This window comes from Streptomyces sp. A0592 (assembly GCF_004795115.1).
Lineage (GTDB): Bacteria > Actinomycetota > Actinomycetes > Streptomycetales > Streptomycetaceae > Streptomyces > Streptomyces erythrochromogenes.
Map to the genome: position 1 here is coordinate 20,950 of NZ_SSBM01000002.1, position 17,887 is coordinate 38,836.

Here is a 17,887-nt window from a genome sequence, read left to right on the forward strand (position 1 = left end):
CATTCATGGGGACCGACCGCATCCAGAAGGACAGCACACCCACCCTGATCGGTTCCGTGCAGCGGGCCCTGCGGCTCGTGGAAGCGATGCACGCGGAGGGCGGGGCGACCGCCAAGCGGCTCGCACGGCTCACCGGGATCCCCCTGCCGACCGTCTACCACCTGCTCCGCACCCTCAGTCACGAGGGCTACGTCGAGCGCGAAGGCGGCTCGTTCCGTCTCGCGGACGATCTTCCGCTGGCTTCGTGATCAGATTCCGACGCGTTCCGGCCAAGCTCTTACACCCTGAATGGCATGTTCCAGCGGAAAATGCCAGAACGCCTTTTCGCACTGCGGAACTTGAGTAAGTTCCCTCCTGTCGCGCCGCACAACCGTGCACACCGCACGTCCGGCCGGGAGGGGAGCCCGCGTGCCCGGGATCGACGAATGCCTGCTCGAAGCCATGGCCCTGCCTGGCGCACGGGGGGCCGCGCTGGTCGACTGGAGCAGCGGGCTGGCTCTCGGCACCATCGGGGAATCACCCGTCGGGGATCACGAGACCACCGCAGCAGAGACCGCCGAGCTGGCCCGTGCCGCCGCGGAGTACGAGTCCTTCGCCCGCGCGGAGGCGGGTCCGGCCCTCGGCGACGTGGTGGGCCCCGCCGGTCCGCCCGTCGAGGACCTGATCGTCACGACCCGCAGCGGCTACCACGTCCTGCGGTTCGTCGAGACGAGCTTCGACAGCAGCGTCTTCCTGCACGTCTGGCTCGACCGGGCCGACGGAAACCTCGCCCTCGCGCGCCTCAGACTCAGGGCCCTGGCCGAAGGGCTGGTGCTCCGATGACCACCCCGGCAACGGCCCCGAACGCCTTTGCGGCCGTCTCCCCCCTCCTCACCCGGCTCGCAGCGGAGCGGGCCACCGGCGCCCTGCTCCGCGACCGCGGCACCCTCTTCCTTGAGGACGGCCGAATAGTCCACGCGGAGAGCCCCGCCACCCCCGGCCTCGACGTCCTCCTCACCACCGGCGGCGGCCTCGCCCCCGAACGATGGCGCGAGGCGGTGGACCGGGCCGGGGCCCGCCGCCAGGTCGCCCGCTTCCTCGTGGACAGCGGCGGCCTCGCCGGCGGAGAGCTCGAGATCTGCCACCTCGCCGCGATCTTCGACGCCGCCTTCTTCGCACTGTCCCCGGGCAGCGGCCCCTCCCGGTTCCGCCGCGGGGCCACCCACTGGATCGGCTCCGTCCGCTCCGTTCCGGCGGCCGCCGTCGAACGGGAGACCCGGCGCCGCCGCGAACTGCTCGACGCCGTCTGGCCGTACCCGCTGCTCGACACGGCCCCGGTGGTGCCCCGGGCGGCCGCGCCGGGCCAGACCGTCACCGCGCGGCAGCGGACCCTGCTGGACCGGGCCGACGGCTTACGCACCCCGGCCGACCTGGCCTGGGTACTGGGCCGGCCCGCCTTCCACACACTGCTCGACGTCCGCCGCCTCGCGGCCGCCGGACTGGTCGAGACGCCGCACAGCCCGGCCCCCCCGCCGGTCGAGGTACCCCTGCCCGACTGGATGACCCAGGCCCAATCCCCGGACGTGGCGCTGCTCCGCCGGTTACGCGACGCACTGGAGGCAAGCCTGTGAGGCTCCCGCTGCGACCGGCCCTGCGCGCCGACCGCTCCGAGCGTAGGCAGCCCGAAAGGAGAAAGGCCGACATGAGTACGCTGCCCCCCGAGGCGGAGGCCGAGATACTCGCCGAGCTCCGCAGGCTGCGGGCCCGCGTACCCCAACTCACCGGTGCCCTGGCCGCGAGCGCCGACGGCTTCGTCCTCGCCCAGGACAGCGCCGCCGCCGAGGCCGAGGCCGTCGCGGCCCTGACCGCGGCCGCCCTGGGCGTGGCCCAGCGGCTCAGCGACAGCACCGGCCAGGGCGCGTTCCGCGAGCTGCTCGTGCGCGGTGCCGACGGCTACGTGGCCACCTACGCCGCGGGCGTGGCGGCCGTCCTCACCCTCACCGCCGAGCCGCGCGTCAACGTCGGGCGCCTCCATCTGGAGGCCCGGCGCTCCAGCCTGCGGATCGCCGAACTGATCGAACACACCCTCGCGCGCCGGGGCTCAGGCACCGCGCCCGCCTGATCCGTGACCGGGCCGACCGCGCGGTGGGCCCGTCGGATTCAGGACAACTACAGATAGTCACATCTCCATCGCAACCAGGCACAACGAAACGGAAGAGGTACCTCTCATGGTCAACGTGGAAACCGCGCTCAAGGAAGCCACCACCCTCATCGAGGGCGCGATCGGCGCGGCCCTGGTGGACTACGGCAGCGGCATGGCCCTCGGCACCATCGGCGGCGGCAAGGACCTCGACCTCGCGGTCGCGGCGGCCGGCAACACGGACGTGGTGCGCGCGAAGGTCCGCACGATGGAGCTCCTCGGCCTCAAGGACGAGATCGAGGACATCCTCATCACCCTCGGTAGTCAGTACCACCTGATCCGGCTCATGAAGGGGCGGGGCTCCGTGGGCTTCTTCCTCTATCTGGCCCTCGACAAGAAGCGGGCCAACCTCGCGATGGCACGCCATCAGCTGAAGAAGATCGAGGCAGAACTGGAGATCTGAACGGGTCAACCACCCCGACGGGCCGCGTCCCACCGCAGCGTCCAAGTGGCGGACGGCTGAATTCTTTGCCGTCCGCCCCGGCGATCAGTTCCCTATGCCCCATATGGGTGGAGTTTATAGCTCTGTTACAGAGTAAGATGCTGTGAGCTGATCATCGAAAAAGCAAAAAACGCTGGAGAAACCGCCACCCATGCCCCCGCGCCTGAGCATCGTCGTCCCCGTCTACAACGTCGAGCTCTACCTCGACGAGTGCCTGGAATCCATCGCCGCTCAGACCTTCGGCGACTTCGAGGCCATCCTCGTGGACGACGGCTCCACGGACACCAGCGCCGTCATAGCCAAGGCCTTCGCAGCGCGTGACAAGCGCTTCCGGGTCGTCATGCAGGAGAACGCCGGCCTCGGCGCAGCCCGCAACGCCGGCGCCCGCCACATCCACCCGGACAGCGAGTACCTGGCCTTCGTCGACAGCGACGACACGATGCCGGACTACGCCTACCAGAAGCTGATCGACGCCCTCGACGAGACGGGCTCGGACTTCGCCGGCGGCAACGTCAAGCGCTTCCGCTCGGTCGGCATGAACCAGTCGTGGGGCCACCGTGCCGCCTTCGCCCGCACGCAGCTCAAGACCCACATCTCCAAGTTCCCGGCGCTGGTCACCGACCGCACCGCCTGGAACAAGGTCTACCGGCGCACCTTCTGGGACGAGCACGGCTTCCAGTACCCGGAGGGCATCCTCTACGAGGACGCCCCGGTCAGCATCCCCGCGCACTACTTCGCCTCCAGCGTCGACATCCTCCACGACTGCGTCTACCACTGGCGCGTCCGCGAGACCGGAGAGCGCTCCATCACCCAGCGCTCCACCGACCCGGTCTCCCTCATCGACCGCGTGAAGTCCGTCCGCCTGGTCCGGGAGTCCCTCAAGGCCAAGCAGGGCGCCAAGTACGACCGCTACCTGCGCGACTACGACTACAACGTGCTGAGCGAGGAACTCCCGCTCATCTACAAGTACGTCGCCGAGGGCGGCCCCGACTTCCGCGCCGCGTTCGTCAAGGAGGTCGGCGGCCTCGTCCGCGAGATCGGCACCGGCCCCTGGCCCGACCTGACCGTCGCGGACCGCCTCAAGGCCTACCTCGCCGGCGAAGGCCGTGTCGAGGACTTCATCGCGCTCCTGAACCACCAGCGCGACTACCACTACAGCGTCCCGGTCAAGGGCCTCGCCCGCCCGCAGGCCGACTACCCCTTCCTGCAGGGCCGCCCGCCGGTCCCCGCCAAGATCCTCACCCTGGGCACGCGCGAGCGCCGCGTCGTCAGCCGCCTGGAGCAGGCGGCCTGGTCCGACGGCAAGCTCCTGCTGCGCGGTTACGCCCTGCCCGGCCACCTCGGTGCGGAGAGCCGCCTCGGCTCCCGCAAGATGCTGATCTTCCGCGAGGGCGGCAAGCGCCGCCGCTCCGTCGTCAGCACCCGTACGGTCGCCTCCCCGATGGCCACCGTGAAGTCCCCGCACCTCGCGCTGCGGCACGCCGACTGGGCCGGCTTCACCGCCGTCGTCGACCCCTCGATCTTCCAGTCGGGCGGCAAGTGGAACGAAGGGATATGGACCACCTCGATCGCCGTCACCGGCGCCGGCGGCCTGCACCGCGCCCGGCTCCGCGGCGGCGAGCACGACACCGGCCAGAACCCGCCCCCGTTCTGGGTGGCCCCCGACGTCCGGATCGTCCCGGCCGTTTCCGGCGCCCTCACCATCCAGGTCGAGATCGCCCGCGCCCGCGGCCTGGACGCCCGGCCCGCCGGTGACGACACCGTCGAGATCATCGGCGAGCTCTCCGCCGGGGTCGACGCCGCCCGCCTGAAGGCCGTCCACGTCACCACCGGCACCGTCCTCGACTTCCCGCTGGAGACGGGCGCCGCCATCGCCGGCCGCACCCCCTTCACCGCCCGGGTCACCACGGCCGAACTGGCCGCCGTACCGGATGCCGAGTGCGAGCCCGGAGAGTGGGCCCCCGAGCCGTGGAGCCTCTCCGTCATCGGTGCCGACGGCACCGAGCACCGCCTGGCCCACGACGAGCGCGGCGGCTTCAACGGCCTGGTCCTGCCCCTGCCCGGCGAGACCGCGGGCCGCGCCCTGTTCGTCAAGCGCGGCAACACCGGCCACCTCACCCTCTCCGTGCAGCCCTCCCCGCCGCTCGTCGACGAGGTCGAGGCCGAGGACGGCACCCTGACCCTGCGGGGCCGGTTCGTCGCGCCCACCGACGAACCGTACGAGTTCGTCCTGCACAACGCGCACGGCATGGAGTTCAGCTACCCCGTCACCCGTGACGGCGAAGCCTTCGAGACCACCTTCCGGCCCGTGCTCCCCGAGGCGTTCGCCGGCAGCACCACGCTGCCGGAAGGCCGCTGGTGGCCCACGCTGCGCCCGGCCTCCGAGGGCGGTACCACTGCCGGCCTGCTCGGCGTCGACCGCGGCGCCCCGGTCCAGATGTCCCCGGGACTGCTCTTCTCCGGCCCGCACCCCGTCACCGTGCAGGGCCGCCGGATGCGGATCGAGACCCGCTTCCACGACCGCATGGCGCTCGTCGCCGACCCGCTCCTGAGCCCGCACGACCGCTCCCGCTACGCCCAGCGCGTCGCCCGCTTCGAGACCTACCCGGCGCAGCGCGCCCTCCCGGTCAAGGACATGGTCGTCTACGACACGTTCCAGGGGCACGGCGCCGGCGACGCGCCGCGCGCCATCCACGAGGAACTGCTGCGCCGCGGCGAGAAGCTGGAGCACATCTGGCTGGTCAAGGACGGCCGCGCCGAGGTCCCCTCGACCGCCCGCGCCGTCCAGTACGGCAGCGTGGAGTCCTGGGAGGTCATGGCCCGCGCCCGCTACGTCGTGACCAACGACAGCGTGCCGGCCCTGTTCCAGCGCCGCGCCGGCCAGGTCGTCGTCCAGACCTGGCACGGCACGCCGATCAAGCAGATCGGCCACGACTTCGTGCACGACTACTACACGAGCCCGGAGATCCTGGAGGGCCTCGCGCACGACAGCGCCCAGTGGTCGCTTCTCGCCTCGCCGAGCTCGTACGCGACGCCCGTGCTCAAGCGCGCCCTCGGCTACGACGGCGAGGTCATCGAGGCCGGCAGCCCGCGCACCGACGCGCTCGTGCGGCCCGACGCGGAGCGGATCGCCGAGGTCAAGCGTCGGCTCGGCCTGCCCGAGGGCAAGAAGGTCGTCCTCTACATGCCCACCTGGCGCGAGAACTGCGAGGGCTGGACCGGTGGTTACAAGCTCGACCAGCGCATCGACCTGGAGCAGGCGCGCCGCGAGCTGGGCGAGGACCACGTCCTGCTGATCCGCGGTCACCACCACGTCACCGAGCAGGTCCGCGAGGGCGTCCGCGACGGCTTCGTCGTCGACGTGTCCCGCTGGCCCGACGCCACCGACCTGCTGCTGGTCGCCGACGTGCTGATCTCGGACTACTCCTCCGCGATCTTCGACTTCGCGCTCACCGACCGGCCGATCCTGCTCTTCACGTACGACCTGGAGCACTACCGCGGCACGCTGCGCGGCTTCAACTTCGACCTGGAGGAGAAGGCGCCCGGCCCGCTGCTGGCCGACTCGGCGAGCCTGATCGAGGCCGTGCGCAACGCGGACGCGGTCGGAGCGGAGTACGCCGGGGCGCGGGCGGCGTTCCGCGAGGAGTTCTGCGACCTGGACAACGGCGATGCCGCCGAGCGCGTCGTCGACCGGATGCTCGCCATGGGCGCGGAGCCCGCGAAGTAGGCCGTACGGTCGAATTCCCGGCCGAATGAAGACCGGCCCTGGGCCCGCCGATGAATTTCGGGCCCGGGGCCGGTCTGTATGTGCGGAGCGGTATCCACCGTCCATGCACCGGCCTGGAGGCAGAGATGAGCGGCAACGGATTCACCACATGTCTGTGGTTCGACGGCGACGCGGAAGCGGCCGCCGACTACTACCTGTCCGTGTTCAAGGACGGCAGGCTCGGCCGGATCGCGCGCTACACCGAGGCGAACCCCGGGGCGGAGGGCTCGGTGATGACCGTCGAGTTCGAGATCAACGGGCAGCGGTTCGTCGGCCTCAACGGCGGTCCGCAGTTCCGCTTCACCGAGGCGATCTCCTTCCAGATCGACTGCGCCGATGAGTCCGAGGCGGACTACTACTACGACGCGCTGACCAGGGACGGCGGCGAGGAATCCGCCTGCGGCTGGGTCAAGGACCGGTTCGGGGTGTCCTGGCAGGTCGTCCCGCCGGGCGCCGTCGACCTGGTCAGCGACCCGGACCCGAAGCGGGCCGCCCGGGCCATGGCCGCGATGATGAAGATGAAGAAGCTGGACGTCGCGGAGATGCGCCGGGCGGCCGACGCGGCCTAGGACGGGGCCTGGGCGAGGCCGCCCTCGGCGATCCTGGTCAGCAGGGCCGGGAGGGCCGTTCCGATCGGCTCGCGGACGACCTCGTCGGCGAGGGCGTCGTACGGGGTCTCCTCCGCGTTCACGATGATCAGCCGGGCTCCGGCCTCCGCGGCCATCCCCGCCAGCGAGGCGGCCGGCTGCACCTGCAGCGTCGACCCGACGGCGACGAAGACCTGGCACCCCTTGGCCACGGCCATGGCCTGTCCCAGCACCACCGGGTCGAGCCGCTGGCCGAACATCACGGTGGCCGCCTTGAGGATCCCGCCGCATGCCCGGCAGGCGGGATCCGGTTCCCCGGCCGCCACCCGGGCCAGGGCCTCGTCCATCCCCGACCGCGCGTGACACGCCGTGCAGACCACCGACCGAGCGGTGCCGTGCAGCTCGAACACCTTCCGCCCGGGCATCCCGGCGAGCTGGTGCAGCCCGTCGACGTTCTGGGTGATGACCCGGACCGGGGTGCCGTCGCGCTCCAGCTCGGCCACGGCCACATGCGCGGCGTTCGGCCGCGCTCCGAGCGCGCCGATCTCGGCCCGCATCAGCCAGGACCGCCGCCGGATCTCCGGATCGGCCATGTAGGAGGCGTAGGTCACGAGCTTCTCGGCGTCGGGCTCACGGCGCCACAGGCCCTGCGGCCCCCGATAGTCCGGAATTCCGGAGTCCGTGGACACCCCGGCCCCACTGAACACTGCGACGAGCGGCTTCCCCATGCGTCGACCCTACGTACGACCGCCGCCCGCACGCGACCCCATTACCGCGCGCCGACCGCACGGGGGAGGCAGGGTCGTTTCTGCGGTGAATCCCGCCCTCCACAGGAGTGAGATCCGCACCGCGCCCTCCCGGTGGACCGGCCGGGCGGGTACAAACCGGACATGATGCTGAAGCCCTACCGCCTCGCTGCCCTGCTGCTGGCCTTGTCGGCGCTGCCGGCCGTGCCGTCCGCCGTCGCCGCCCCTGCCCCCGCCGTACCCGCGGCAGCCCCGGAAGGGCACACCGCGGATCAGATCGGGCGCTTCCTCGTCCGCTTCTACGGGGAGCACGGCCCGTCCGATCACGACCGCCGCCACCACGTCTCGCAGGTGCTGCTGGAAAGGCAGCGGACGACTGCGGAATCGGACGTCCTGCTGTGCGCGCAGAACGAGCCGCAGGACATCGCGATCGGTCCGGTCACGGTCGCCCAGGCGGCCGGGGTCGGCTGGGCCACGGTCACCACCCACTGGGGCTCGGACAGGACCGACACCTTCACCGCCTACGTACGCCTCGACTCCCGGCCGATCCGGATCGACGACGTGATCTGCGCGGGCTGAACCGGCCCGTGTGCCGGGCTGTGGTGCGACGAAGGCGCCGGCCGGACAGCCGCGTCCGGACAGCCGCGTCCGGACCGCCCGCCGGACCTGGGCCGTCATCGTCCATGACGAGTAGGGGCTTCGGCCTCCGTACCTGCGTCGATACCCTTCCTTGCGGTGCCCGTTACCGCCGGGCCGAGTCCGGCGGGGGCAGGTGCACCGCCAGGGCGACGGCCTCCTCGGCCGTGGCGGCCTCGCCGACGGCGTCGGCGTGAAGGTGCTTCAGCACACGGTACGGACTGCCGCCATGTGACGGGGCGATGGCGACCTCCACCTGGAACGGGAATCCGGTGCCGCGGCAGCCTCTTTCCGCATCGAACGCCACTGCAGCTCCACGACTGCGGGATAGAGGTCAGAATTCACCTCCGAAGTCTGTCATTGCCCCGACGACCGCCGCCTCCGGCGGCGGTGCGCGAAGAGGGCGAGGCGTGGGCCGAACCGCCCCCGCGCGCACCGTCCGTATCTGGTACAACACGGCTATGACGGGATTCGAGATCGCCGGGGCGAGCGCCGCCGACATGGAGATGATCCGCGGCTGGGCCGACGAGGAAGGCTGGAATCCGGGGGACTCGGACCGCTTCGCCTTCGCCGTGGCCGACCCCGAGGGCTTCCTCGTCGGCCGCCTCGACGGGGAACCGGTGGCGTGCATCTCCGCCGTCCGTTACGGCGCCGGCTTCGGCTTCATCGGCTTCTACATCGCCCGCCCCGCCTTCCGGGGCCGCGGCTACGGCATCCGGCTCTGGCGCGCCGGGATGGAACGCCTCGACGGGCGGCTCGTCGGCCTCGACGGGGTCGTCGAGCAGCAGGACAACTACCGCAAGTCCGGCTTCCGTTCGGCCTGGAACAACATCCGCGTCGAAGGGGCGCCCCAGGGCCGAGGCGGCGCGGACGGTGAGGCCGGGGTCGAGATCGTGGACGCCGCCACGATCCCCTTCGGCCTGCTCGCCGCCTACGACCGGCGGTTCTTCCCCGCGCCGCGCGACGCCTTCCTGTCCGCCTGGACCGGGCTGCCGGGCCGGACCGCCCTGGCGGCCGTCCGTGGCGGCCGGATCGAGGGCCTGGGCGTGATCCGCCCCTGCAGCGCCGCCCACCGGATCGGCCCCCTGTACGCGGCCACCCCCGCGGTGGCGACGGCCCTGCTGCGGCGGCTCGCGCGGCACGCCCCCGAGGGGCTGGTCTCGGTGGACGTCCCGGACGCGAACCCGGAGGCGACCGTGCTCTTCAAGGGCCTCGGGCTGGTCCCGACCTTCGAGACCGCCCGGATGTACACCGGCCCGGTCCCGGACCTCGCCCTGTCCGAACTGTTCGGTGTGACCAGCCTCGAACTGGGCTGAGCAGCCGCGGACTTGCCCTGCGGGGCCGGGCGGCGGTCGCACGGCGCCGCCCGGCCCGTCTCGTGACGCGGGATCAGAAGCCGAAGAGGGCACCCGCGGTGTTCCGCAGACCGCACGGATTGGCGAACGTGTAGGTGTAGTTGAGCCGACGGCCCTGCCAAACCCCGTCGGCCGTCACCGTCATCGGGTCCCACTCCCTGGTACAGACGGCGTCGGCCGCCGGCGCCGTGAGCGGGTCCAGCTGCGAGCCGGCCGCACGTAACTCACGGCACGCGGCCACCGGGTTCGGGTGGGTCCCGCCGGGCCCGGGCGCGCAGACGAGCGTCACCGCCCGCATCACGGTGCCGGTGTCGGCGTCCGGGCCGGCCGTCACGCTGAGCACCAGCGCGGACGGCGCGTACAGACTCTGCGCACCGGCCGGCGCGGCGCCGGCCGTACCGGGCCAGGCCAGCGCGGTGAGCGCGGTGAGCGCCATGGCGGCGGAACCGAGTCCGAGACCCCTTGCGATGGACCGCATTTCGAACACTCCCTTGGGTTGGTGTTTCGGATAGCGGACGCAGTCTTGCCGACGTGAGCCGCGAACGCCCGTTCGCACCCCCATTTTCCGTCACTGATCGTGTACGAATGACTGCAGACCGCAGCCGCTGCGAAGGGTTGACCTGTACGGGAGCGGGACCCCGAATCGGCCGAACACCGACCGGGAGACGTTGCCGAAACATGCTCGGGCCCGCCGTCATGCACCGGAAACGGGACCTGGAGAGAGCCGCGGGGTAGGGCCTGCCCCACCCCGGAACGCCCTCCAGGCCCGCTGTGCCGGGCCGCCCCACCCGGTTGGCTCGGGGCATGGAAAAAGATGCGATCCGACTCCGGGACGTCAGCAGGGTCCACACGGCCGGCGGCCACCCGGTCACCGCCCTCGACCGGGTGTCCCTCGACTTCCCCCGCGGCACCTTCACCGCCGTCATGGGCCCTTCCGGCTCCGGCAAGTCCACCCTCCTGCAGTGCGCGGCCGGACTCGACCGGCCCACCTCGGGCACCGTCACCCTCGGCGGCACCGACCTGGGCCGGCTGAGCGAGACCCCCCTGACCCTGCTGCGCCGCGACCGGATCGGCTTCGTCTTCCAGGCCTTCAACCTGCTGCCCGCCCTGACCGCCGAGCAGAACGTGGCCCTGCCGCTGCGGCTGGCGGGCCGCCGCCCCGCCGACACGGAGGTCCGCGAGGTCCTGGCCCGGGTGGGACTCGCCGACCGGGCCCGGCACCGGCCCGCCCGGATGTCCGGCGGCCAGCAGCAGCGCGTCGCCCTGGCCCGCGCCCTGATCACCCGGCCCGAGGTGCTCTTCGCCGACGAACCCACCGGCGCCCTCGACTCCCGGACCGGCCGCGACGTGCTCACCCTGCTCCGGGCCATGGCCGACACCGAACACCAGACGGTCGTCATGGTCACCCACGACCCTGTGGCCGCCTCCTACGCCGACCGAGTCGTCTTCCTGGCCGACGGCCGCCTCAGCGGCGAACTCGCCGGCGTGAGCGCCCAGGACATCGCCGCCCACATGACGACCCTGGAGGCCGCCCCGTGCTGACCGCGGCCCTACACACCGCACGCACCCGCTGGGCCGCCTTCGTCGGGAGCTTCGTCGCCCTGGCCCTCGGCTCCGGCCTGATCGCCACCATGGGCCTCGCGCTGGCCGCCACCCTGGACGCCCCCGAGCGCGGGCCGGAACGCTTCGCCCGGGCGCCCGTGGTCGTCAAGGGCAACGACACGCTCCGCGTCCCGACCCCCGGCGGCGACCGCACCCGCACACTGGCCCGCCCCCAGCCCCTCACCCCCGAACTCGTGCGCCGGCTCGCCGGCCTCGGCCCGACCACCGAGGACCGCTCCTTCCCCGTCCGCGTCCACGGCGGACCGCAGCAACTGGTCGGCCACCCCTGGCCGGTCGCAGCCTTCGCCCCGTACGCGCTCGACGCCGGCCGCGCCCCGAACGCCGACGACGAGGTGGTCACCACCGGCTGGGCCCGCCCCGGCTCCCGGCTGACCACCGACCGCGGCACCGTCACCGTGGTCGGCACCGTCACCGTCACCGTCGTCGACACCGTCACCGGCCGCGGCTTCGAGGACGCCGTGTTCTGGACCGACACCCGCGCGGCCCGGATCTCACCCGCCGTCGACCAGCTCGTCGTCGCCGCCGACCCCGCCGCCGTACGGGCGGCTGTGGGCGGGGACCCCGGTGTACGGGTCCTCACCGGCCGGGACCGCCGCTACGCCGACCCCGACCCCGAACGCGACGCCGAGGCGCTCCTCGCCGTCAATGCCCTGCTCGGCACCGCCGGCGGCATCACGGGCTTCGTCTCCGTCTTCGTCGTCGCCTCCACCTTCGCCTTCGCCGTCGCCCAGCGCCGCAAGGAGTTCGCACTGCTGCGCACCGTCGGCGCCACCCCCGGCCAGGTCCGGCGCATGGTGTACACCGAGGCGCTGGTCCTCGGAGCGGTGGCCTCCGCCACGGGCTGCCTGCTCGGCGCGTACGGGGCACCCCTGCTCGCCCGCCGGCTGGCCGAAGACGGCACCGCACCGCACTGGTTCGCCATCGGCGACGCCTCCTGGCCCTACCACCTGGCCTTCTGGACCGGCCTGCTCGTCGCCCTCGCGGGAGCCGTCGCCGCGTCGTGGCGGGCGGGACGGGTCCGTCCCGGGGAGGCCCTGCGCGATGCCGTCGCCGAGACGAAGGCCATGACGCCGACCCGCTGGGTCTTCGGTGCCGGGCTGCTGCTGGCCGGGCTCGGCACCCTCGGGTACGCCCTGCTCACCGACCCCTCGGACCTGCTCCACCGCAAGACGTACACCAGCCGCCCGATGCTGTTCATCGTCGCCTTCGCACTCCTGGCCCCGGTGCTGGTCCGGCCGCTGGTCCGGCTCGCCGCCGGGCTCCCGGCCCGGCTGCCGGGCGCGGTCGGGATGCTGGTCCGGGAGAACGCCGCCGCGGGCATCCGCCGCACCGCCGCCGTCGCCGCACCCGTGCTCGTCACCGTGGCCCTCGCCGGCTCCCTGCTCGGCACCACCGCCACCCTCGAGGAGGCCAGGGCCGAGGAGATCCGGCAGCGGACCATCGCCGACTTCGTGATCACGGGCGGTCCCGGCGGGTTCGGGCCGGCCGCCGTGGAAGGGGTGCGGGCGGTGCCCGGCACGGAGGTGTCCGCCGGCGCCGCGACCGAGCTCCACGTACTGGAGGACGGCGTCGCCCTCATCCGCTCCGAAGCCCGCGCCGCCGACGCTCGGGGCCTCGCCCGGACCGCCGACCTGCCCCTCGTCGCGGGCCGGGTCGCCGACCTCGACGACGGCTCCGTCATCGTCACCGAGGAGTGGGAGCGGCACACCGTCGGATCGACCGTCGACGTCCGGCTCGCCGACGGCACCCCCAGAACGCTGCGGATCGCCGCCGTGATGAGCATCGGAACCGGGAACAACGGCGCCTACGTCACCCCGGCCAACGCCCCCGGAGCGCCGGTCGACCGGATCGACGTACGACTCGTCCCGGGCGCCGACGCCGCGACGGCCGCCACCGGGCTGGCCGATGCCGCCCGGCAGGCCGGGGGCACGCTCCTCACCAAGGAGCAGTGGGTGGCGGACAGTTCCCCGCGCACCAAGCGCACCACGCGGACCGGCTTCCTGCTGGTGCTCGGCATCGCCCTGCTCTACACCGGCATCGCGCTCGCCAACACCCTCGTGACGGCCACCTCCGACCGGGCCCGCGAGCTCGCGCTCCTGCGGCTGGCCGGTGCCACCGGAGGGCAGGTACTGCGGCTGGTGGCGGGGGAGTCCCTCACGGCCGTCCTCGTCGGCGCCGCCACCGGCATCCTCGTCGCCGCCCTGAACCTCGCCGGGATCCAGGGCGCGCTGCGGCTCCTGGGCGCCGGCGGCACGATCGTCATCCCGTGGGACGCCCTCGGCGCGGCGACGGCCGCCTGCGCGGCCGTCGCGGTGGTCTCCGCGGCCGTCCCGGCCGCCCTGTGCCTGCGCCGCCGGGCGGTCGACCTGGCCGGCCTGCGGGACTGAGCCGCGGGCCCGGACGTCGTCCCTTCCGGATCCTCGCGGGCCCGCGCCGACCCGCCCGGCAAGCCCCGACAAAGACGTCCTAACCGGTCGCGCCCAGGCGCGGGGCGTACAGGTCCAGCAGGCGGGTGCGGGTCTGCTGGAGACGCATCGCGAGCACCCGGCCGACCCAGTGCCCGATCGCGGACCCGAAGGCGGGATCGGCGTCCATCAGCATCCGCACGGCCGCCGCGTCGAACTCGTACGCACGCACCGGTGTCATCGCCTCCGCACCGAGCTGCCACACGTAGGGAGGGAACAGCCAGGACCAGCCCACCAGCTCGCCGGGGCCGAGGTTCTCCACCTGCGCGGGCCGCCGGCCGGCCACCGGGACCTCCAGGGTCACCGTGCCGGAGCGCACGATCCAGAAGGACTCCGCCCGATTGCCTTCGTCGAAGATCCGTGCGTTCTCCGGGAAATTGACCTCATGGGCCTGCGCCATCAGCCGTCCACGGTGTTCAGTGGACAGCACGGCGGCGATTCGGATGGGGGAAGGTGTGCTCACGACGGCCTCCGATCGGACCCCCCGCGACGCTCCTGCTGCTCCCAGTGTCGCCGAAGCGGCCCGAACGGGACCGGGCCGCGACGCGCCTTTCTTCCCCGCCGCACACCCCTGGGCCGTCTCTTTCGGATCTTGCCGGGCCGAAAGGATCCGAAAGGCGCGATCTAGTCCTCCACCTAGCCTCCGCCTAGTCCTCCGCGTTCGCCTCCATGCAGGCGAGCTCCATCGCGTCCAGCACCGCCTCGTGGCTGCGCCCGCTCAGCTCGGCGACGTTCTCGATCTGGGCCGTGGCCCAGGCGGCCAGCGTCATCACCAGGACCCGGAGCCCGTCGGTGCCGTACTCGGCCAGGACCGCGTCGGCCACGACCATGGCCTCCTCCGGGACCTGTTCCGGCGGCTCCAGGCCGGCGAGGCCGCGCAGCATGACGAGGGTGCGCCGGGAGATCTCAGGCGTCATCCCCGCCAGCCGCATGTCCTCTTCGTCGTTCATCCGCCCCGCCCCTCCGCTGCCGAGCCCCCGTTCCCTCAGGGCACGGTAGAGGGGCGCGGCCCGACGCGTGGCCGTTTCCGCAGGGTGACCCTGCGTGAGCGGGCGCGGGCGGCCGGATTCGGTAGTTCCGGACCGGGCCGCGACCGCGCGGAGCACTGCCGAAAGCGTTCGGGCGTTCGACTTCCCCCGACGGCGACCCGCCGGTAACTTGACCCGCGGCAACCGCCCGGCCGGGCGGCCGATCCCGGTAGGAGCGAGATGAAGAGCCTGTTACGCGCCGTCCTGTGCGCCCTCCTGCTGACGGTCGGCGCCCTGCCCGCCCAGGCCGCCCAGACATCCCCTGCCGACCCGGCCGGCCCGGCGTCCGAGGCCCTCGACGCCGGCGCCGCCGAGACCTGGACCCCGCCGCTCTCCACGCGCGGCCGGTACATCGTCGACGCGCAGGGCAACCGGTTCCGCCTGCGCTCCGGCAACTGGGACGGCGCCCAGGGCTCCTGGAACGGCTCCGGCGACCGCAACGACCCCGCCACGCACCACAGCGGCCAGAACGCCAACGGCATACCGCTCGGCCTGGACCGGGTCCCGCTCCCCACCCTGCTCGCCGACTTCCGCGCCCTCGGCCTCAACAGCATCCGGCTGCCCTTCTCCAACGAGATGCTGCGCACCACCACCCCGGTCCCGGACGCGGCCGTCGCCGCCAACCCGGCCCTGCGCGGACGCACCCCCCTCCAGGTCTTCGACGCCGTGGTCGCGGCCCTCACCGACGGCGGTTTCGCCGTCATCCTCAACAACCACACCGTCACCACCCGCTGGTGCTGCGGCCTCGACGGCAACGAGCGCTGGAACAGCGGCCGCTCCACGGCCCAGTGGGCCGACGACTGGGTCTTCCTCGCCCGCCGCTACCGGGACAACCCGCGCGTGGTCGGCGCCGACCTCTACAACGAGGTCCGCCGAGACGTCTGGGACGACCCCAACTGGGGCCTCGGCGACAACCACGACTGGCACGCCGCGGCCCAGGAGGCCGCCGACCGCATCCTCGCCGAGGCCAACCCGAACCTGCTGATCGTGGTCGAGGGCATCAACTGGTTCGGCCTGCCGGTCGACGGCTTCCCGCACGGCCGCCCCACCCTCACCCCCGTACGCACCCTCTCGCACACCCTGGTCGCCTCCAACAAGCTGGTGTACTCGGCCCACTTCTACGGGTACACCGGCCCCCACCACAGCGGAGCCACCGGTATCGGGGAGACCAGCGACCTGCGCTACCAGGACATGAGCGCGGCCCAGCTCGAACAGACCCTCTACGACCAGGCCTTCTTCGTCTCCGCGGAGACCGGGACGCACTTCACCGCCCCCGTCTGGATCAGCGAGTTCGGCATAGGGGCCGACGAGACCGGCGCCGCCCCGCGCACCTGGTTCGACCGCCTCACCGGACAACTCGCCCGCACTGACGCCGATTTCGCGTACTGGCCCCTCGTCGGCTGGAGCACCAATGCGCAGGGCGCCCCCGGCGGCGACACCTGGGCGATGCTCCGCTACGACGCGGCCGGCCGCCGCTCCGGAGTCCTGGACGCGGGGGACTGGCGCACCGCACGCTGGTCCGGGCTCCTCGCCGCCCCCGGCCGTACCGGCCCGGTCCCGGCCACCACCGCCTGGTACCAGCTGACCACCGACCACCGCGACCACAACGCCTCACTGCTCACCCGCGCGGGCGGAGACTGGGACAGCGGGGCCCGCAAGGCGGTCTGCCCCGACGGATCACGCCTCACCGGCCTCGCCCACACCGGCGGCCGCGGCCTGTGCACCACCTCCGGCCTGCGCGCCCCGACCGGCGGGCACACCGTGGTCCGTGACGAGCGGTACGTCCCGGCCGGCGGCGACTGGGCCGGCGGGTACACGAAGTTCCAGTGCCCGGCCGGACAGTTCCTCACCGGCTACAGCCTGCGCGGCGAGCGGGTCTCGGCCGCGCTGTGCGCCCCGGCCCGCACCGCCCTCCCGGCGGGCGGCCGGACGCTCTGGTTCGACCGGGGCGACAACCGCCCGCCGGGCGGCCCCGGCGGCGACTACGCCCTCGGCCACTACAAGGGCCAGTGCCTGCCCACCGAGTACGCGGCGGGCATCGCCTTCACGACCCGGGTCGCTGCGCGCCCGTCCCCGGCCGCGCTGCTGTGCCGTCCCCTGCCGGGTCCCGAGGCGGGGTGAGTTCCGTCGTGCGGGCGGCGTCGGAGCGGATCCGGATCCTGCCGCCCGCTGCGACGGCGAGAGCGAGGAGGACCAGGGCCGCCGCCACCGCGAAGGTGATCCGGGTGGCGGCGGCCACGGCCGCGGGGGGCGCCGTCGCGACGGCCGCCGCGAGCGCGAACACCGCGCCCATGACGGAGGCGCCGGTGACGAGCCCGAGGTTGCGGGCGAGGCCCAGGGCGCCGGAGACGACGCCCCGCCGGTCCGGCGGCACGTCCCCCATGACCGCCGTGCTGTTCGCCGTCTGGAACACCGCGTACCCGGAGGTCAGTACGGCGAGCGGGGCGACGTAGCCCACGGCGCCGAAGTCCGCCGGTACCACCGACAGGGCGAGTGCTCCGGCCGCCATGGTCGCGAGGCCGACGACGGTCGTACGGGGCGCGCCGAAGCGGTCGGCGAGCTGTCCGGCGGGCACCCCCGTCACGGCGGCCACCAGCGGGCCGACCGCCAGGAGGAGCCCGGTGAGGGCGGCGTCGAGCCCGAGCGCACGGGAGAGCTGGAAGGGCCGACCACCAGCGTCGTCATCATCACCGTGGAGACCAGCGCGCTCGTGGCGAGGCCCCCGGCGCAGGCCCGGGGTGCGCAGGACCGCCCGCGGGAGCAAGGGTGATGCCGCCCGCGCCTGTGCCCGTACGAAGAGGCCGGCTCCCAGCGCGGCGGCCAGCAGCAGCGCCGTCCGCAGGAGACCGGAAGCATCGCGGCCGAGCGTCATGGCGAAGGCGTAGGCGGCCAGCGCCAGGGCGAGCAGCAGCGTGCCCGCACCGTCGAAGCGGGCCCGGCCGGCCCCGGTCCCGGCCACTGCGCCGGTCCCGCCGCGCGGCCGGTGGGCGGGCAGGTGGCGGCGTACCAGCCGCTCCGCTCCTGGCGCGATCTCGTTGCCGAAATGCGCCAAGTGGGGTG

18 protein-coding genes are annotated in these 17,887 nt (G+C 73.2%); 12 read left to right on the forward strand and 6 right to left on the reverse strand.

The annotated features are described in order from the left end of the window. Nucleotides 1–5: 5 nt before the first annotated feature. The 7 genes from E6U81_RS03220 (at nt 6) to E6U81_RS03250 (ending at nt 6,956) form a co-directional block, all read left to right on the forward strand. On the forward strand, nt 6–248 hold the full coding sequence (locus E6U81_RS03220; RefSeq protein ID WP_031157147.1) for a helix-turn-helix domain-containing protein: 243 nt from the start codon (nt 6–8) through the stop codon (nt 246–248). Between the two features lie 160 nt (nt 249–408). After that, nucleotides 409–822 (forward strand): hypothetical protein, encoded by a 414-nt coding sequence (locus tag E6U81_RS03225; protein WP_136228544.1) that lies wholly within the window; start codon nt 409–411, stop codon nt 820–822. Then, nucleotides 819–1,610: a transcriptional regulator gene (locus E6U81_RS03230; RefSeq protein ID WP_136228545.1), complete on the forward strand. Its 792-nt coding sequence runs from the start codon at nt 819–821 to the stop codon at nt 1,608–1,610. Before E6U81_RS03225 ends, E6U81_RS03230 begins: the two co-directional genes overlap by 4 nt. Nucleotides 1,611–1,681: 71 nt before the next feature. Continuing rightward, the gene (locus E6U81_RS03235) at nt 1,682–2,101 is read left to right on the forward strand and encodes a roadblock/LC7 domain-containing protein (RefSeq protein ID WP_030759670.1); all 420 of its coding nucleotides are present in this window, start codon (nt 1,682–1,684) and stop codon (nt 2,099–2,101) included. Nucleotides 2,102–2,207: 106 nt separating this feature from the next. Next, nucleotides 2,208–2,582, forward strand: a complete 375-nt coding sequence (locus E6U81_RS03240) for a hypothetical protein (protein WP_030654066.1) — start codon at nt 2,208–2,210, stop codon at nt 2,580–2,582. 190 nt (nt 2,583–2,772) lie between these two features. Beyond that, nucleotides 2,773–6,348, forward strand: coding sequence for a CDP-glycerol glycerophosphotransferase family protein (locus tag E6U81_RS03245; RefSeq protein ID WP_136228546.1), 3,576 nt, complete (start codon nt 2,773–2,775; stop codon nt 6,346–6,348). A gap of 125 nt (nt 6,349–6,473) precedes the next feature. Continuing rightward, complete coding sequence (locus tag E6U81_RS03250) at nt 6,474–6,956, forward strand: VOC family protein (RefSeq protein ID WP_136228547.1); 483 nt, start codon at nt 6,474–6,476, stop codon at nt 6,954–6,956. Here the strand turns inward: E6U81_RS03250 and E6U81_RS03255 are convergent. Continuing rightward, on the reverse strand, nt 6,953–7,702 hold the full coding sequence (locus E6U81_RS03255) for a Sir2 family NAD-dependent protein deacetylase (RefSeq protein WP_136228548.1): 750 nt from the start codon (nt 7,700–7,702) through the stop codon (nt 6,953–6,955). The two genes, E6U81_RS03250 and E6U81_RS03255, sit on opposite strands and share 4 nt — an antisense overlap. Before the next feature lie 162 nt (nt 7,703–7,864). Between E6U81_RS03255 and E6U81_RS03260 the strand changes: the two genes are divergently transcribed. After that, entirely contained in the window at nt 7,865–8,299 is a 435-nt protein-coding gene (locus E6U81_RS03260) for a hypothetical protein (RefSeq protein WP_240803604.1), read from the forward strand. Nucleotides 8,300–8,462: 163 nt separating this feature from the next. Here E6U81_RS03260 and E6U81_RS40785 read toward each other — a convergent pair whose 3' ends face one another. Beyond that, nucleotides 8,463–8,663 carry a DUF6193 family natural product biosynthesis protein gene (locus tag E6U81_RS40785; protein ID WP_276615792.1) on the reverse strand — a complete coding sequence of 67 codons (201 nt, stop codon included), beginning with the start codon at nt 8,661–8,663 and terminating at the stop codon, nt 8,463–8,465. A 154-nt stretch (nt 8,664–8,817) separates the two neighbouring features. Between E6U81_RS40785 and E6U81_RS03265 the strand changes: the two genes are divergently transcribed. Next, complete coding sequence (locus E6U81_RS03265; RefSeq protein ID WP_136228549.1) at nt 8,818–9,672, forward strand: GNAT family N-acetyltransferase; 855 nt, start codon at nt 8,818–8,820, stop codon at nt 9,670–9,672. A 73-nt stretch (nt 9,673–9,745) separates the two neighbouring features. Here E6U81_RS03265 and E6U81_RS03270 read toward each other — a convergent pair whose 3' ends face one another. Then, nucleotides 9,746–10,189, reverse strand: a complete 444-nt coding sequence (locus E6U81_RS03270; RefSeq protein WP_031157169.1) for a subtilase-type protease inhibitor — start codon at nt 10,187–10,189, stop codon at nt 9,746–9,748. A 326-nt stretch (nt 10,190–10,515) separates the two neighbouring features. Here E6U81_RS03270 and E6U81_RS03275 point away from each other — a divergent pair, with 326 nt between their 5' ends. Together E6U81_RS03275 and E6U81_RS03280 are read left to right on the forward strand one after the other, a co-directional pair. After that, the gene (locus E6U81_RS03275) at nt 10,516–11,253 is read left to right on the forward strand and encodes an ABC transporter ATP-binding protein (RefSeq protein ID WP_136228550.1); all 738 of its coding nucleotides are present in this window, start codon (nt 10,516–10,518) and stop codon (nt 11,251–11,253) included. Then, entirely contained in the window at nt 11,247–13,721 is a 2,475-nt protein-coding gene (locus E6U81_RS03280) for an ABC transporter permease (protein WP_136228551.1), read from the forward strand. The genes E6U81_RS03275 and E6U81_RS03280 overlap by 7 nt, the downstream gene beginning before the upstream one ends. 79 nt (nt 13,722–13,800) lie before the next feature. On the opposite strand, the gene E6U81_RS03285 is transcribed toward E6U81_RS03280, so the two are convergent. Both E6U81_RS03285 and E6U81_RS03290 read right to left on the reverse strand, forming a co-directional pair. Then, nucleotides 13,801–14,262 carry a cyclic nucleotide-binding domain-containing protein gene (locus tag E6U81_RS03285; RefSeq protein WP_206309825.1) on the reverse strand — a complete coding sequence of 154 codons (462 nt, stop codon included), beginning with the start codon at nt 14,260–14,262 and terminating at the stop codon, nt 13,801–13,803. Between the two features lie 184 nt (nt 14,263–14,446). Then, nucleotides 14,447–14,749: a hypothetical protein gene (locus E6U81_RS03290; protein ID WP_030818290.1), complete on the reverse strand. Its 303-nt coding sequence runs from the start codon at nt 14,747–14,749 to the stop codon at nt 14,447–14,449. Nucleotides 14,750–15,007: 258 nt separating this feature from the next. Here E6U81_RS03290 and E6U81_RS03295 point away from each other — a divergent pair, with 258 nt between their 5' ends. Next, complete coding sequence (locus E6U81_RS03295) at nt 15,008–16,948, forward strand: cellulase family glycosylhydrolase (protein ID WP_136228553.1); 1,941 nt, start codon at nt 15,008–15,010, stop codon at nt 16,946–16,948. On the opposite strand, the gene E6U81_RS03300 is transcribed toward E6U81_RS03295, so the two are convergent. Then, a complete protein-coding gene (locus E6U81_RS03300) occupies nt 16,872–17,879 on the reverse strand; it encodes an MFS transporter (RefSeq protein WP_206309826.1) in 1,008 nt (335 codons plus the stop codon). The two genes, E6U81_RS03295 and E6U81_RS03300, sit on opposite strands and share 77 nt — an antisense overlap. Nucleotides 17,880–17,887 lie beyond the last annotated feature (8 nt).